Below are 15,388 nucleotides of genomic sequence, written 5' to 3'. Positions count from 1 at the left end.
AGCCTGATTTTTTATTTACTCAAAAGTACCATTTCATCACAAATTTAACGCCTTGATTTTTCAAGTGTATTTTTTGAACATTTATTGAACATTTATTGAAATATTTCTGAAAATTCTGTTTTAAATGTGATATACTACAATTAACTAAGAAGGAAAATAATATCGCAAACAGAGGGGGATAATCATGAGCTTACTTATCGCACTTATACTTGGAGTTACATGTGGAGCATTTCCTGTTATTTTAGGAGCTATTATGGAAGAGTTAGAAATTGGTGTTTTAGGATTTGTCGCATCTTGTGTAAGCGCTTTATTTTTTGGTTTATTCGGCGCTATTCCTGTTTCAATTCTGTGTGCTTTTTATATAATACGCCATGCTCGTACAAAACAATTTGGTCCTAATCACATCGCACAAATTATCCCATTCCCGGTTGAACGATGTCGCCGCGCTTCTAACTTATAATGACTAAATAAATAAAAGTCCTCAAATGAGGACTTTTATTTATTTTCTTCTAGAAATTGAAACAATTCTTGTAGATGTAGGGCATCTTCACCATAGCTAACAGATACATGAAATATACCGTCAATCTCAGCTTGCATATAAAGATCCACTCCATCACGATCATATTTCAATGCCAAATAAAACTCCATTTCTTCTAACATCTTTTTAGAGGTTCGAATTACATAATGCCCCTTCTCATCTCTTCCATATTCAAAGTCTGGTTCAAAATCATATTTTTGTTTAAAAGCTTCTTTTTGTTTTTCATTAATTTGCATACAAGTAGCTCGCTGTACAGTATCAATCATCTCATCAAACTTTTGAAGGTCCACCTCGTTTACCCCCTTATATATTTTTTATATAATACTTGTGTTCCACTATTTTCTTCGCCATCCTTAATTAACTCTTCATACAATTCTTTCGCCAAACTTAAGCCTGGGACTGGTAATTGTAATTTTTCTGCTTCCTCTAAAGCAATTTTCATATCTTTCATAAAATGCTTTACATAAAATCCTGGCTCAAAGTCTCCTTTTAACATTCGAGGAGCTAAATTACTTAATGACCAACTACCTGCTGCCCCTGTTGAAATACTCTCTAACACTTTATCTGGATTCAATCCAGCCTTCTTCGCGTAAGCAACAGCCTCACATACTCCAATCATATTGGAAGCAATCGCAATTTGATTGCACATTTTTGTATGTTGTCCACTCCCAGCTGGTCCTTGTAATTGAATGTTTGTTCCTAACTTTTCAAGTAAAGGTAAGCATCTATCATATATTTCTTTCTCTCCACCTACCATAATTGCGAGTTTTGCTTCTTTCGCACCAACATCTCCTCCTGAGACAGGTGCATCTAACGTATATATATTTTTGCTTTTTGCAACTTCATTAATACGTTTTGCTAAAGTAGGTGTAGATGTCGTAAAGTCAATTGCTATCGTACCTTCTTTTGCATGTTCTATAATTCCTTCTATACCAAAATACACTTCTTCTACATCATGTGGATATCCAACCATTGTCATTACAATATCAACTTGCTTCACTAACTCTTTTGGCGTATCACACCATTGTGCACCATCTTGCACTAAAGAATCTGTTTTTGCTTTCGTTCTATTATATACATATACTTTATGACCATCTTGCATTAAGTGATAAACCATACTTTTTCCCATTACACCAATACCAATGAAACCTATTGATAAAGTTTTATGTTCCATTTTCTCATCCCCTTTGTTCTAATAAATCATTTACCATCTTTCGGAACTCTTTATTAAAGTCATCATCCATACTATTTTTTACATTTGAAAATAACATAACAAAAATTCCTTTTTCTTTATTAAAATTATTGAAAGTGTTCCAACCAGATAATACACCATGATTATGAAAATAATCTGGATATATATAAAAACTAAATGCATATTTCCGTTCTGCTGAAGGCGAAAACATTGCTTGTATACTTTGTTCAGAAAGAAGTTTTCCATTTATAATTGCTTCGTCTAACTTCTTCATATCTCCAACTGTCGTATACATCTCACCACAACCATATAGCCAATCCATGCCTAACTTCTGCGCTGGTACAAGCTCTTGATTTTTTTTCACATAACCCTTTGTAAAATTTTTATCTCCAGGTACCATATTTCCCATACCGGATTCATGCATATCTGCTTTTACAAATATGTTTTCTTTTATGTAATCTCCTAAAGGTTTTTTCGAGATATGTTCTATTATATAAGCAAGAACCATATAATTATAATCTGTATATCTCCAACCTGTTCCTGCAGGAAATTCTAAATTTTGACGTCCAATCCAATTAACTAACTGTAAACGGGAAGCAGCATTCACATTTCCTTTCGCATGTTCAGGTAAACCAGAGGTATGGGTTAACAAATGATATAGTGTAATATTTTTATTCTCCGGAAATGAAGGAATATATTTATTTACATTATCTTGAATATTCAATTTACCTTGTTCTTGCAACTGTAAAATAGATGTGGCAACAACTGTTTTCGTAATAGAACCAATACGATATTTTGTTTGAGGCGTATTTTCTATTTTATTTTGAACATCAGCATACCCATATCCTTTATTCAATATAACACGCTCTTTATCTGTTACCAAAACTGTTCCATTAAATTGCTTTCCGACTAAATATTGATCTAATTTTTGAGATATGCTAGCATAATCAATTTGTTGCTCTTCTTTTTCTTCTATATTCCCTTGTACTTCTGATTCAATAGTAGGATTCACTTTAGTTGTTAATACAGTGTTTTCCTTTATATTGGGGCTAACAAGAAAATAGTATACTCCGCCGCCAACTATAGCAGACAGTGAAGCCATCACCATTACTTTTTTTATCATATTGATCCTCCATAATTCCTTCACTAAAAATTGTCCCCCTATTCTATTATCAAACAATAAAAAAAAATCGCAACAATTTGTTGCGAAAAATTACATTTTTTCTTTTCTATACACACATACTTGATTCTTCCCATTTTTTTTCGCTTCATATAATGCAATGTCCGCTCGTTGCATTAATTCTTCTCTTGTAGTTCCTTGTTCATATAACGCAACTCCAAAGCTAGCTGTTAGCTTCGAAATTCCAGTGAATTGCTTTGTTTCAATGAAGAATCGTAATGACTCCGCAACTTGAAATGCTTCCTTTTCTACTGTATTTGTCACTAATATAATGAATTCTTCTCCTCCCCATCTTGCAAATACATGTTGTTGCTCCACTTTAGATTTCATAAGCTCTGCAAGTTGTATTAATGCCAAATCACCAAAATCATGACCATATGTGTCATTAACCGTTTTAAAATTATCTATATCAAATAAAATGATAGCTATTTTCTCATCACTACGTATTACCTTTTCCCACTCTACCTCTAGTATTTGTTGAAACTTTAAACGATTATAAATCTCTGTCAATGAATCTACCATAGCAAGTCTTTCTTGCTCTTGATAGATTTCATCTAATTCTGTAATTTCCGTGCACTTTACAATAAATCTTGATAAATCTTCTGGCAATGGTGTCGCACGTAATAAAAAAGTGGATACTACCCCTTCATAATTTAGCATCTTAATTCTTCTACCACTTGATAAAGTATCGTCTAACCATGTGATATCATGCGTCGTCGAATAGTATCCACTTTCTCTAATAAAATGTTCAGCAAATACTAAATGTTGCTCACGATAGGCAAACAGATTTTCATATCCAAAAAAAGCTAAAAAATTTGTATTACAATCAACAATCTCATCATCTTCTACTATAAATAATAGATCATTTTGAAAATCAAACATCGTTTGAAGCAATTCCTGCTGCAAACCGACTTGCCTTACTAAAGAAAGTTGATACAAACTCTTATTCACTTCCTCTAACACTGCTTGCGGAGTTACAGGAGCTATTACAATATTACGTATTCCTAATGCAAGTACATCTGTGAATTCTTTTGTTATTTGTTGATCCCAAATGACAATGAATGTACTGTGCGGAGTATACATATTCTTTATATATTTTATTTGAGAATAATCTGTTACATACGTAATGATAATGTGTGGTTTCGTTCTTTGAAATAATAGTTCGCCCTCTTCAAAACTATTTGCTATAAACATACATTTTGGATGGATATTTTCTACCGTTTGTTGATGCTTACATCCATTTTCTATATAAAGGACATTTAACTGCAGATCTTGTAACACATTTTGGAAAACCGTATTCTCTAATAAAAAATGTAGTATGTTCATCACTAGTCTTCACTCACTTCATATATCTTGTTCTACTGAATTCCTCACAAACTTTTTTAAAAGACTGTTCTCCAATAAACTTTAATTTGTGAGAGATACATATTAACAAGCTAATTGAGAATGTTATCTTCGCTTTTCACTCTATAAATTCCTTTTTTAGTGTATGATTGTAGGAATTGTATCGTTTGTATGAATGCCCTAGCTTATTTTTAAAACTTGACAATTAAAATAAAGATATTATATTCTTAAATTCGATAACTTACAAAATGTAAGTAGTGTATATTATTTTTTTGAAAATAATTCGATATACAATTTGGAGGATATACAATGACAAACGACAACTTTTTTAACGTTCTATATGAACGCACATCTACACGTGCATTCAACCCAAATAAAGAAATCTCATCTACAGAATTACATGAGATTTTAAAAGCCGCAGCACAAGCACCTTCCGCTTGGAACTTGCAACACTGGAAATTCCTTGTTTTTCAAGGTGAAGATGTACAAAAACGATTACACCCAATAGCTTATAACCAGCAACAAATTCTTGATGCTTCTGCAGTAGTCGCTATTTTAGGTGATTTAGAAGCTTATAAAAATGTTGAGCCAGTATATGGTCCAATTGTAGAACAAGGATTTATGAAAGAAGAAGCAAAAGAACGCTTAGCTAAAAATATTGAATCTGCATATGCTCGTGAACAATTCCCAAGAGATGCTGCCTTTTCAAATGCATCTTTAGCAGCAATGCAACTTATGCTTGCAGCTAAAGCAACTGGTTGGGATACTTGTGCTATTGGTGGCTTCAATCCACAAGCACTGACAGACGAATTTAACGTTTCATCTCGTTACGTTCCAATTATGCTTATTACAATTGGTGAATCAACTTTAAAAGGACACCCTGCACCTCGTATGAGCGTAGAGCAAGTGAGTGAGTGGGCAAAATAATAAAAAACGAAGGTAACTACATTGCCTTCGTTTTTTTATTCTCTGTCATACTTTTGTAATATTACTACAAATCATTCGACATTTATGATAAGGGAAAAGTATATTCTATTCCCTTATCATAAATAAACTTGACGTTTTGTGTCGAATTTTGTTTAGGTGTTGAAATATACCCGTGTATTTTTGTTACAATTGTGATACAATGATAACAAATAGATAACAAGAGAGGGATTTTCATTGAGTTCATACGGAAGCTTTATCGCACTTTTATGTTACATAGTAACTGTACTGCTTCTATATTTTATTGGTGATGCCGCAAACATCTCCATTTTACAATTCCCAAAAGAAGAAGCATTCCAATTAGAATCAGAAAAACATACTGCACGATCCATTGTACCACTACTCCTAGCTCTTCCTGTATATATCATCGTTTTATATAAAAGTAAAAAAGTGTAAAGGCTACCTATTTCATTTATTTCGGTGGTTTTTACATTTTTTTGTTATATTTCCCCTATTTTAAACATCATTCCATACTAAACACCCAGCTAGTCATTTAAAATGAGAAAATCCCCTAGAAAAAATTCCACTCTCTGTCCAGTCACTCACTACCGAACTTACATAGATTATAAGTGTGAAGGGGGTGATGAGGATTATGTTTGGATCATTTGGATGCTGTGATAACTTTAGAGACTGTCATCATCATGAAAGAGAGTGCAGACATCATGAGAAAGAGAAAGAGAGAGAAGTAGTTAGACCACAACAACCAGCTGTATGTAACGTACTTGCTAGCATTTCAGTTGGAACAGAACTTTCTCTTTTAAGCATTAGAGGTAATGGCACTTTCAACAATGTAATTTTTGAAGGTTTCGCTAACGGTGTTGCTCTTTTCTCTGCTTTAGCTCGTAATAACAAAGACGACAAAGATAACAATAAAGACGATAAGAACAATCAAAATCGAAATACTTTTACTGGTATTTTACGTGTATGCCCAACTGATATCGTTGCTATCGCTATCTAATTCCGTTCCTTATCCTCTATAGTAAGAAAATAAGATTTATTTTTCTCATAGAAAAAACCTGAGACCGATTTCAAATCGACTCAGGTTTTTTTATTGGTTATATGCTTTTAACTAGTTCAACAACTTCTTCAGCAGTTGACATCATTAATGCTTTTTCTGCTAATGTTTCCATTTCTGCTTTTGACAACTTGCTTAGTTGTGTTCTTGCAGGAAGAATAGATGTTGCACTCATACTGAACTCATCTAAACCTAATCCTAATAATAATGGGATAGCAAGTGAATCGCCTGCCATCTCACCACACATACCAGCCCATTTGCCTTCTTTATGAGCAGCATCGATAACCATTTTTACAAGACGTAAAATAGATGGGTTATATGGTTGGTATAAGTATGATACTTGTTCGTTCATACGGTCTGCAGCCATTGTGTATTGGATTAAATCATTTGTTCCGATAGAGAAGAAGTCAACTTCTTTCGCGAATTGATCTGCTAATACTGCTGAAGCTGGGATTTCAACCATCATACCAACTTCAATAGAATCAGAAACAGTTGTACCCGCTTCTACAAGTTTCGCTTTCTCTTCTAATAAAATTGCTTTTGCTTGACGGAACTCATCAAGAGTTGCAATCATTGGGAACATAATTTTTAAGTTACCGTATACGCTAGCACGAAGTAATGCACGAAGTTGTGTACGGAACACATCTTGCTCATCAAGACATAAGCGAATTGCACGGTATCCTAAAAATGGGTTCATTTCTTTTGGTAAATGTAAGTATGGAAGCTCTTTATCTCCACCGATGTCAAGTGTACGAACAACGACTGGTTGACCTTCTTTTACACCTTCAAGAACTGCTTTATACGCTTCGAACTGCTCTTCTTCTGTTGGAAGATTGTCACGACCCATGTATAAGAATTCTGTACGGTATAAGCCAACGCCTTCTCCGCCATTATCGATAATACCTTGTACATCATTTGGTGTTCCGATATTTGCAACAAGCTCAACGTGATGTCCATCACTTGTTACAGTAGCTTGGTCTTTTAATTTTGCCCATTCAGTTTTTTGCTCTTCAAATTTCGCTTTCTTTTCTTCAAACGAACGAAGAGTTTCTTCTGATGGGTTTACAATTACTTCTCCATCTAAACCGTCAATGATAACGATATCGCCGTTTTGGATTTTCTCCATAACAACTTTCGTACCAACAACAGCTGGAATTTCCATAGAACGAGCCATAATTGCAGAGTGAGATGTACGTCCACCGATATCAGTAGTGAAACCTTTTGCATACTTACGGTTTAACTGAGCTGTATCAGATGGTGTTAAATCTTCAGCAATAATGATTACCTCTTCAGAAATTGTACCAGGATTTGAGAAGTTAATTCCTAGTAAATGTGCAAGAACGCGTTTTGTTACATCACGAATGTCCGCAGCACGTTCTTTCATATATTCGTTATCCATGTTTTCAAACATAGAAATAAACATTGATGCAACTTCATCCATTGCAAATTCAGCATTTACTTTTTCGCTATTTACTTTATCTTTTACTGGGTTTACTAGTTCTGGATCATTTAACACTAATAAATGTGCTTCAAAGATCGCAGCTTTGTCAGCACCTAGCTCAGCAAATGCGTGGTCCTTAATAGCTTCTAATTCAGTTTTTGCTTTCTCAAGCGCAGCGTCTAAGCGTGCAATTTCTGCAGCTTCGTTTGTAATTGATTTCTTTTCGATGTTAAATTCAGGATTTTCAAGTCTGAAAGCCTTTGCAATAGCAATCCCACTTGATGCAGCGATCCCTTGAATGTTAAGAGTCATTATTCTCCTAATCCTTCGTTTTTCATAGTTTCTTCGATAGCTGCTAGTGCTTGAGCTGCATCATCACCATTTGCAGTGATTTTAATTTCTGCGTTTTGTTGAATGCCTAAAGACATAACGCCCATGATTGATTTTAAGTTAACGTTCTTTCCGTTATACTCTAAGTTAATGTCAGAACCGAATTTGCTTGCAGTGTTTACAAGTAGAGTTGCTGGACGAGCATGAATTCCTGAGTCGCTAGTTACTTTAAAGATTTTTTCCATGATTATTTATCTCCTTTAAATTACAGTTTTTTTTAGTTGTATAGACGTGAGTACTACATCATCTATTGTATATAATAGGCGATGTTCGGTCAACCACATCGCCTATTATAATTATAAACATTTTGCGTCAAATTCCTACTGAATGTCAATAATAGCGGTTTCGCCCTTCTTAACATTTCCATCTTTTTTCAATTCGACTTGTTGCCCTTGTTGTAAGTTTGTAAATACAATTGGTGTAATGATAGATGGTGCATTTTCTTTTACAAATGCAAGATCTACTTTTAATAATGGTTGGCCTTGCTTCACTTTATCACCTTGTGCTACAAGTGCCTCGAATCCTTCACCATTTAATTTTACAGTATCAATACCAAAGTGGATTAAAATTTCTTTTCCGCCTTCAGATTGAATACCAATCGCATGTTTTGTAGGGAATACATTGACAATTTCACCGTTAACTGGAGAAACTACTGTTCCTTCAGTTGGCTCAATTGCAAATCCGTCTCCCATCATTTTTCCTGAGAATACTTGGTCAGGCACTTCTGTAATTGGTAAGATTTTCCCTTCGATTGGTGATACAATTGTTTCATTTTCATCAACTTTTTGAGGAGTTTCTTCCACTTTTACAGGTTCTTCTTTTTCAACATGAGGTGTACGACCTGACATTATATCATGAATTTGTGATTTTAACGTGTCAGATTTCGGTCCGAAAATAGCTTGAATGTTATTTCCAACTTCAAGTACACCAGCTGCTCCAAGTTCTTTTAAGCGGTCTTTGTTTACATTCTTTTGTTCGTTAACTTGAACACGTAAACGAGTAATACAAGCATCTAAAGAAGCAATGTTTTCTTTACCACCAAGTGCTACTAATACTTCACGAGGAAGTTCGCCTGCTTCTGTTTTTCCTGCACCGTCATTCGCATTTGCCTCTTCACGACCAGGTGTTTTTAGATTCCATTTACGGATTGCAAAGCGGAATCCGAAGTAGTAAATAACTGCTAGTACAAGACCAACAATAATTACCCACCACCATGCTGTACGGCCTGGTAGTACACCGAATAATAGGAAGTCAATTAAACCACCAGAGAATGTCATACCAATTTTAACACCTAAAATTTGCATTGTCATAAATGATAGACCAGCAAATACAGCGTGAATTCCGAATAATACTGGCGCTACGAATAAGAATGAAAATTCAAGTGGCTCTGTAATACCTGTTAAGAAAGATGTTAATGCTGCAGAACCTAAAATACCTGCTGCTAATTTTTTATTTTCTGGACGTGCTTCATGGTACATTGCTAAAGCTGCTGCTGGAAGACCGAACATCATGAACGGATACTTACCAGTTGTAAATGTACCTGCTGTTAATTCTACACCGTCTTTTAACTGTGCCATAAAGATTTTTTGGTCACCACGGATTAATTCGCCAGCTGCATTTGTATACTGACCGAATTCGAACCAGAACGGTGAATAGAAAATGTGATGTAGTCCAAATGGAATTAATGAACGTTCAATTAAACCGAATATAAATGCTGCGATTGTTCTATTTGCATCAATCATTTGATGTGAGAACGTGTTTAAGCCACCTTGAATGTATGGCCAAACGAAGCACATGATAATACCTACTATTAAAGAGAATGTTGCAGTTGCGATCGGTACGAAACGCTTACCTGCAAAGAAACCTAAGTATGATGGTAATTCAATGTTGAAGTATTTATTATAGCAATATGCCGCTACTATACCGACGATAATACCACCAAATACCCCTGTTTGTAGCGTTGGAATACCTAATACGTTTGCATACGCTGGATCTGCAAATCCAATTTTTACTGGGTCTGCTCCAGAACTTGTTACTTTCACTAGCTTATCTACTTCTAAGAACACACTCATCGTTTTGTTCATAATTAAGTAACCGACGAATGCTGCTAAACCAGCTACTCCGTCTCCACCAGCTAAACCAATTGCTACCCCAACTGCGAATAATAATGCAAGGTTAGCGAAAATAATATCACCAGATTGTTCCATAATTTTTGCAACCATTACGAACCAATCTGCTTTTAAAGCAGGAATAACATTTGTTAACTGTGGATTTTGAAATGCATTACCAAATCCAAGTAAAATACCTGCTGCCGGTAAAATCGCTACTGGAAGCATTAACGCTTTTCCGACTTTTTGAAGAACACCAAAGATCTTCTTAAACATGGAAACCCTTCCTCTCTTATCTATATTGATACCTTCCGACAAACGCCAAAAAGACATGAGGAAAAAAAGATAGAACGATAGCTATACAAAGGGTAGTATATCCCTTTCTCTAGCTTACATTCCTTACTTTTCTCCACTCATGCCTGATCGAATCAGTAACACGTGTCAAAAATAGGTTTACGTATAAGTTCACTATAATTAAGGCAAACGTTTTCGTTACTCACCTTAATGTGTTTGTCGAAATTTGTATAACTTTGCAATAGTTATTATACATAACTATTGTAAGCGATTCAATCATTTTTTTTAACGTTTTCATTTTAGACAAAAATATATGAATTATTACACATGCTCTGCCTTGACTAAGCGTTGCAAGTGCATCGTTAAATAAATACTTTCAGCTTCATATACAGGTAGTTGCAACTCTTTTTGCATGACCTTAACTAGCTTCCAAGCTACGTTATAGCAAACTGGATACTCCGCCTTTAATAAATCAGCAAAACTTTGCGATTCTTCTACTTTTTCTCCTTTTTTCACCCTCTCAATAGCATATTGAAGATGACGAATAAGGCGTAAATAATGAATGCTCTCTTGATCTAATGTAATTTCTAAGTTTGTCTCAATTAAAGATACAAGTTGTGCAATGAGACGGGAGTTTTGATTAACTGAAGATAAATCAGAATTTGTAAGCGAACTGTAAATGTGAAGTGCAATAAAACCAATTTCTCCTTCTGGCAATGTAATTTGCAAACGAGAATTTAAAAGTTCTACAACACCTTCCGCAATTTCATATTCCTCTGGATAGAGCATTTTTGTTTCAACTAAAAAAGGATTATCAATTGTAAGTCCTTGTTTTAACCTTTTAATTGCAAATGAAATATGATCTGTTAACGCAATATGAATATGTTCATTTAGTGGAGATTTCGCTTTTTCTTGAATGTACAGCATAATATCGTTCATCAATTCAATTAATTTTTCACTAACATGCGGCACTAATAATTTATATTGTTCACGATCACGTTCATTTTTTAAGACAAACATTTTTTCGATTTGTTCTTGCTCCAATACATCTTTCGCTTTTTTCCCAAATCCAATTCCTTTACCAATCACTACTACTTCCTCGTGTTCAGGATGGCTAGCAATGATGACATTATTATTTAAAACTTTTTTAATTTCTAGATAATTATTCATATAACACCACCCTCGTACTTAAATAGCCTACTTTTATGTTACAGAATATTCTTCTTTGTCGTCAATGTAAAACATCTGCCATTTAATAAAAATTCATTTTTTAGACATGTTTATATATGATGCGTATAATGTAAGAGCAACTGTACATAGAAAGGAGATAACAGCATGATTAAAATGTTTGTAAGTGATATCGATGGTACAATGATGCAACACGGAGGTCTTATTGATGAACAAGATGTTGCGGCACTACGCAGCCTCGCCGAGCAAAATGTTATTCTTTGCTTCGCTTCCGGAAGACTTGATAATGAAATTGCAGACTTAATGAAAGCTGTAAATACAAATTTTCATCGTATTAGTGTAAATGGTGTTTTTGTATATACACATGAAAATAAACAACTATTATCTGCAACTTTTGATTCCAGCATACTTCCCGATTTGTTAGCTATGACGAATGAAAATCCTTATTTCCGTTATGTAAGTGATGAGCATAATTATTACATTGAAGAGAAAACACCTTTTATTCAAGAACTTGAACAACAAGTAACAATGACTTCTGTTGAAGAACCAAACTTACTACAGAAGATTGATGATACAATTTTCCCAAATAAAATTTCTGTCGGTGGAACAAAGGAGAGCTTACAACTCCTTCAAAAAAAAATTGATGAAAAATTCCACGGGAAAGTTAGTACTTTCATCTCAGCAGAACAATGTTTAGATGTAATGCCACCGAATGTTAGTAAAGGCTCTGCCATTTCTGTTTTATTAAATGAGTTTCAAATAAAACCTGAGGAAATTGCTTGTATAGGGGATTCTTACAATGATATTCCTATGTTTTCTTTAACTCCTCACAGTTTTGCTATGTCGCAAGCAGATGATGCAGTAAAAAAACACGCTCACTATGTAGTAAATCACGTCAAAGATGCTGTTAACCACGTAATTGCTCATAATAAAAATACGACTCATTCCTTATAAGGATGAGTCGTATTTTTATTTCTTTACATGTTATCCATTTTCATTTCGACTGTACTTCACAAACTGAAATATACTATTTGTTACGTGCGATATTCGTAATAAATTTATAACGATCTCCACGATAAATACATTTCACGTACTCTAGCGGTATCTCACCTTCTGAATATGACCATTGACGCATTACAAGTACAGGCGCCTTTTTAGGAATATGCAGATGTTCAGCTTCATTTTCCGTCGCAACAGAAGCTTCAATTGACTGAGTAGCGCTAACAAGTTTAAAGCCCAGTTTTTTCTCTAAATGTTCATATAAAGATTGTTGCAATATCTCTTCGTTAATATCTTTTACAAGAGCTGGCGACAAATATGTCGTCTCAAAAGCAATCGGTTCATCATCAGCTAAGCGAATACGCCTCACTTCATAAACCGATTCCCCCTCCTGTATTCTCAACCGGTCTGCTATTTTAGCAGTAGCTGGAACTAGGCGGAAACTAAGTAATTGACTACTTGGGTTCATTCCACGAGAAATCATATCTTCTGTGAATCCCGTCATTCCTTGCAATTTTTGTTCCACTTTCGGAAGTTGGACAAATGTTCCAATTCCACGCTTCCGATATAAATAGCCTTGTTCCACTAAATTATTAATCGCCTGTCTGATTGTCATACGACTCACTTCGAACTTATCACAAAGTTCATTCTCAGATGGGATTTTATCTCCCGGCTTCCATTCGCCGTCCTCAATTAGCTGTTTCACCCACTCTTGAATCTGATAATAGATCGGAAATGGTGAATACTTGTCGATGTTCATCAGCAATCGCCTCACTGCATAAAGATAGAGCTTCTTGATCTGCGATTACGGTTACATTCGGATGACGTTGTAAAACTGTAGCCGGACACTCTTCACTATATTCACCTTGCAATAATTCTTTAACAGCTTCTGCCTTTTTAGCACCCATAGCTACAAGTAGAACTTGTTTCGCTTTCATAATGCTTCCAATTCCCATTGTAATCGCATGAGTTGGCACATCTTCTTCTTTTTCGAAGAAGCGAAGGTTTGCTTGGCGTGTAGATTCTGTTAATTCAACAATGTTCGTTGGAGAATTAAACGGTGTTCCTGGCTCGTTAAATCCGATGTGACCGTTTTCACCGATTCCAAGAATCTGTAGGTCAACTGGGTTAGCAGCTAGAATGCCCTCGTAACGTTTGCACTCTTCCTCTAAATCACTTGCCATCCCGTTTGGTACATAAGTTTGTTTAAATGGAAGATAATCAAACAACTGTTCTTGCATGAAATAGTGATAGCTGTTTTTATCTTCATGTGGTAAATTTACGTACTCATCTAAGTTTACAGTGGTTACACGGCTTGTATCAAGTTTATTTTTTCGCATTTCTGCATAAATACCTAATGGAGAGCTTCCTGTAGCCATTCCTAATGTTGGATTTTCTTTTGTTTTTACAACTTCTTCAATTAATTTATAACCTGCTTCTGCTAGTTCTTCTGGAGTTTTTACAACAAGAATATTCATTTAATTACTTCCCTTCCTTCATATGAATTCCTAAACGAACCGTATCATATACATGTAAATCTTCATTCATCACAACAAAGTCTGCATCTTTTCCTACCGCTAATGCACCTTTATTATTTAATCCAAACTCTTCTGCTTGGTTAACTGATGTCATCAGTACTGCATCTTCGATTGAACAACCTGTAAATTCAATTACATTTCGGAAAGCTTGATCCATTTTTAGAATACTACCAGCTAACGTTCCATCTTCTAATCGAGCACTACCATCTTTTACATGTACCGGCTGTCCGCCAAGCTCATATAATCCATCTTCAAGACCTTTTGCGCGCATTGCGTCAGTAATAACACTTACTTTTTTCGGTCCTTTTAACTTATATGCTAATTTCACCATATCAGGGTGAATATGAATACCATCTGTAATTACTTCAACCATTACATCTGGATTTAATAACACATGACCAACAACCCCTGGTTCACGGTGATGTAATCCACGCATTTGATTGTATAAATGTGTCGCATGTGTAATCTTTCTATTTTTTAGTTGCGCATCAATTGCATCTGTATGCCCCATTGTGCCAACTACACCAGTTTCAGCAAGATATTGTTCAAACTCTAATGCTCCCTCTTCTTCTGGTGCATATGTTACTAATTTAATTAAATTCCCACTTGCTTCTTGCCATTGTTTAAATTGCTCAATATTTGCAGGAACGATATGTTCAAGTGGTTGTGCACCTGCACGTTTCTTTGAAACATAAGGTCCTTCTAAGTGAATATATTCGAAATGTGCTCCTTTTTCTTTTGCTTCTTTCGCAGCGGTTAGCGCTGCTTCAATTGCCTCTGGAGCTTGTGTCATTGTTGTTGGGAAGTAAGTTGTAACCCCTTCTTTTAACATTTCTTTACCTAGAGTTACTAACCCATCGCTATTTGCATCCATCGCATCAATATCGTATCCTCCATGAATATGAACATCGATCATACCTGGAATTACAATCTTCCCTGTAGCATCAAAAACAGTTTCATTTTCTTGTGGTACATATTGAGCCATCAAACCAATTTCTTTAATGGTTTCTGCGTAACGGATAAATCCGTTTTCCACTATATCTTGACCTGTGTAAATTTTGGCATTGATGACAATTTGCGTTTTCATTTTCATCGATCCTTTCCCATGAAATACCTACTTGTTACTATTACCTTATTCGCCTAGTTCCATCTTAATATATGCACGAGTAGTTGTCTA

16 protein-coding genes are annotated in these 15,388 nt (G+C 35.0%); 5 read left to right on the top strand and 11 right to left on the bottom strand.

Annotation, left to right across the window (positions count from 1 at the left end):
- The first annotated feature begins 184 nt into the window (after window positions 1-184).
- A complete protein-coding gene (locus OXT04_RS16065) occupies window positions 185-460 on the top strand; it encodes a hypothetical protein (RefSeq protein ID WP_000054658.1) in 276 nt (91 codons plus the stop codon).
- A 35-nt stretch (window positions 461-495) separates the two neighbouring features.
- Here the strand turns inward: OXT04_RS16065 and OXT04_RS16060 are convergent, their stop codons facing one another.
- The 4 genes from OXT04_RS16060 to OXT04_RS16045 form a co-directional block, all read right to left on the bottom strand.
- Window positions 496-828 (bottom strand): DUF3909 family protein, encoded by a 333-nt coding sequence (locus OXT04_RS16060; protein WP_000365617.1) that lies wholly within the window; start codon window positions 826-828, stop codon window positions 496-498.
- A 5-nt stretch (window positions 829-833) separates the two neighbouring features.
- Window positions 834-1,712 carry an NAD(P)-dependent oxidoreductase gene (locus OXT04_RS16055; RefSeq protein ID WP_000400437.1) on the bottom strand — a complete coding sequence of 293 codons (879 nt, stop codon included), beginning with the start codon at window positions 1,710-1,712 and terminating at the stop codon, window positions 834-836.
- A 4-nt stretch (window positions 1,713-1,716) separates the two neighbouring features.
- Window positions 1,717-2,853, bottom strand: a complete 1,137-nt coding sequence (locus OXT04_RS16050) for a serine hydrolase (RefSeq protein ID WP_000592904.1) — start codon at window positions 2,851-2,853, stop codon at window positions 1,717-1,719.
- Between the two features lie 90 nt (window positions 2,854-2,943).
- Window positions 2,944-4,236, bottom strand: a complete 1,293-nt coding sequence (locus OXT04_RS16045; protein ID WP_001023187.1) for a GGDEF domain-containing protein — start codon at window positions 4,234-4,236, stop codon at window positions 2,944-2,946.
- A gap of 327 nt (window positions 4,237-4,563) precedes the next feature.
- On the opposite strand from OXT04_RS16045, the gene OXT04_RS16040 reads away from it, so the two are divergent.
- The 3 genes from OXT04_RS16040 (at window position 4,564) to OXT04_RS16030 (ending at window position 6,196) form a co-directional block, all read left to right on the top strand.
- On the top strand, window positions 4,564-5,181 hold the full coding sequence (locus OXT04_RS16040) for a nitroreductase family protein (RefSeq protein ID WP_000180387.1): 618 nt from the start codon (window positions 4,564-4,566) through the stop codon (window positions 5,179-5,181).
- Window positions 5,182-5,415: 234 nt separating this feature from the next.
- Entirely contained in the window at window positions 5,416-5,634 is a 219-nt protein-coding gene (locus OXT04_RS16035) for a hypothetical protein (RefSeq protein ID WP_000100485.1), read from the top strand.
- Window positions 5,635-5,830: 196 nt separating this feature from the next.
- On the top strand, window positions 5,831-6,196 hold the full coding sequence (locus tag OXT04_RS16030; protein ID WP_000468017.1) for a DUF3915 domain-containing protein: 366 nt from the start codon (window positions 5,831-5,833) through the stop codon (window positions 6,194-6,196).
- Window positions 6,197-6,293: 97 nt separating this feature from the next.
- Here the strand turns inward: OXT04_RS16030 and ptsP are convergent, their stop codons facing one another.
- From ptsP to glcT, 4 genes are all read right to left on the bottom strand, one after another.
- Window positions 6,294-8,006, bottom strand: coding sequence for a phosphoenolpyruvate--protein phosphotransferase (gene ptsP / locus OXT04_RS16025; RefSeq protein ID WP_000174216.1), 1,713 nt, complete (start codon window positions 8,004-8,006; stop codon window positions 6,294-6,296).
- Window positions 8,006-8,269, bottom strand: a complete 264-nt coding sequence (gene ptsH, locus OXT04_RS16020; protein ID WP_000411080.1) for a phosphocarrier protein HPr — start codon at window positions 8,267-8,269, stop codon at window positions 8,006-8,008. Before ptsH ends, ptsP begins: the two co-directional genes overlap by 1 nt.
- A gap of 135 nt (window positions 8,270-8,404) precedes the next feature.
- Complete coding sequence (ptsG, locus tag OXT04_RS16015) at window positions 8,405-10,468, bottom strand: PTS glucose transporter subunit IIABC (RefSeq protein ID WP_061659903.1); 2,064 nt, start codon at window positions 10,466-10,468, stop codon at window positions 8,405-8,407.
- Between the two features lie 339 nt (window positions 10,469-10,807).
- Entirely contained in the window at window positions 10,808-11,656 is an 849-nt protein-coding gene (gene glcT / locus OXT04_RS16010) for a glucose PTS transporter transcription antiterminator GlcT (RefSeq protein ID WP_001067322.1), read from the bottom strand.
- A 165-nt stretch (window positions 11,657-11,821) separates the two neighbouring features.
- On the opposite strand from glcT, the gene OXT04_RS16005 reads away from it, so the two are divergent.
- Window positions 11,822-12,628, top strand: coding sequence for a Cof-type HAD-IIB family hydrolase (locus OXT04_RS16005; RefSeq protein WP_000594250.1), 807 nt, complete (start codon window positions 11,822-11,824; stop codon window positions 12,626-12,628).
- Window positions 12,629-12,701: 73 nt separating this feature from the next.
- Here the strand turns inward: OXT04_RS16005 and OXT04_RS16000 are convergent, their stop codons facing one another.
- The 3 genes from OXT04_RS16000 to nagA are packed head-to-tail and all read right to left on the bottom strand — an operon-like array spanning window position 12,702 to window position 15,298.
- Window positions 12,702-13,433 (bottom strand): GntR family transcriptional regulator, encoded by a 732-nt coding sequence (locus tag OXT04_RS16000; protein WP_014894892.1) that lies wholly within the window; start codon window positions 13,431-13,433, stop codon window positions 12,702-12,704.
- Entirely contained in the window at window positions 13,363-14,151 is a 789-nt protein-coding gene (nagB, locus tag OXT04_RS15995) for a glucosamine-6-phosphate deaminase (RefSeq protein WP_001024213.1), read from the bottom strand. Before nagB ends, OXT04_RS16000 begins: the two co-directional genes overlap by 71 nt.
- A 4-nt stretch (window positions 14,152-14,155) precedes the next feature.
- Window positions 14,156-15,298 carry an N-acetylglucosamine-6-phosphate deacetylase gene (gene nagA / locus OXT04_RS15990; protein WP_002094130.1) on the bottom strand — a complete coding sequence of 381 codons (1,143 nt, stop codon included), beginning with the start codon at window positions 15,296-15,298 and terminating at the stop codon, window positions 14,156-14,158.
- Between the last annotated feature and the right edge of the window lie 90 nt (window positions 15,299-15,388).

The organism is Bacillus sp. GC_Bacil_1, assembly GCF_026540675.1.
Taxonomy (GTDB): domain Bacteria; phylum Bacillota; class Bacilli; order Bacillales; family Bacillaceae_G; genus Bacillus_A; species Bacillus_A cereus.
The sequence above is the reverse complement of the archived record's forward strand: the minus strand, read 5'-3'. Positions and strand labels throughout refer to the sequence as shown.

Bases quoted from the DNA above. Each gene is read 5' to 3' on its own strand.
- OXT04_RS16065 (WP_000054658.1), top strand. From the start codon at position 185: ATGAGCTTACTTATCGCACTTATACTTGGAGTTACATGTGGAGCATTT.
- nagA (WP_002094130.1), bottom strand. From the start codon at position 15,298: ATGAAAACGCAAATTGTCATCAATGCCAAAATTTACACAGGTCAAGAT.
- glcT (WP_001067322.1), bottom strand. From the start codon at position 11,656: ATGAATAATTATCTAGAAATTAAAAAAGTTTTAAATAATAATGTCATC.
- OXT04_RS16000 (WP_014894892.1), bottom strand. From the start codon at position 13,433: ATGAACATCGACAAGTATTCACCATTTCCGATCTATTATCAGATTCAA.
- OXT04_RS16050 (WP_000592904.1), bottom strand. From the start codon at position 2,853: ATGATAAAAAAAGTAATGGTGATGGCTTCACTGTCTGCTATAGTTGGC.
- nagB (WP_001024213.1), bottom strand. From the start codon at position 14,151: ATGAATATTCTTGTTGTAAAAACTCCAGAAGAACTAGCAGAAGCAGGT.
- OXT04_RS16030 (WP_000468017.1), top strand. From the start codon at position 5,831: ATGTTTGGATCATTTGGATGCTGTGATAACTTTAGAGACTGTCATCAT.
- OXT04_RS16005 (WP_000594250.1), top strand. From the start codon at position 11,822: ATGATTAAAATGTTTGTAAGTGATATCGATGGTACAATGATGCAACAC.
- ptsG (WP_061659903.1), bottom strand. From the start codon at position 10,468: ATGTTTAAGAAGATCTTTGGTGTTCTTCAAAAAGTCGGAAAAGCGTTA.
- ptsH (WP_000411080.1), bottom strand. From the start codon at position 8,269: ATGGAAAAAATCTTTAAAGTAACTAGCGACTCAGGAATTCATGCTCGT.
- OXT04_RS16045 (WP_001023187.1), bottom strand. From the start codon at position 4,236: ATGAACATACTACATTTTTTATTAGAGAATACGGTTTTCCAAAATGTG.
- OXT04_RS16055 (WP_000400437.1), bottom strand. From the start codon at position 1,712: ATGGAACATAAAACTTTATCAATAGGTTTCATTGGTATTGGTGTAATG.
- OXT04_RS16040 (WP_000180387.1), top strand. From the start codon at position 4,564: ATGACAAACGACAACTTTTTTAACGTTCTATATGAACGCACATCTACA.
- ptsP (WP_000174216.1), bottom strand. From the start codon at position 8,006: ATGACTCTTAACATTCAAGGGATCGCTGCATCAAGTGGGATTGCTATT.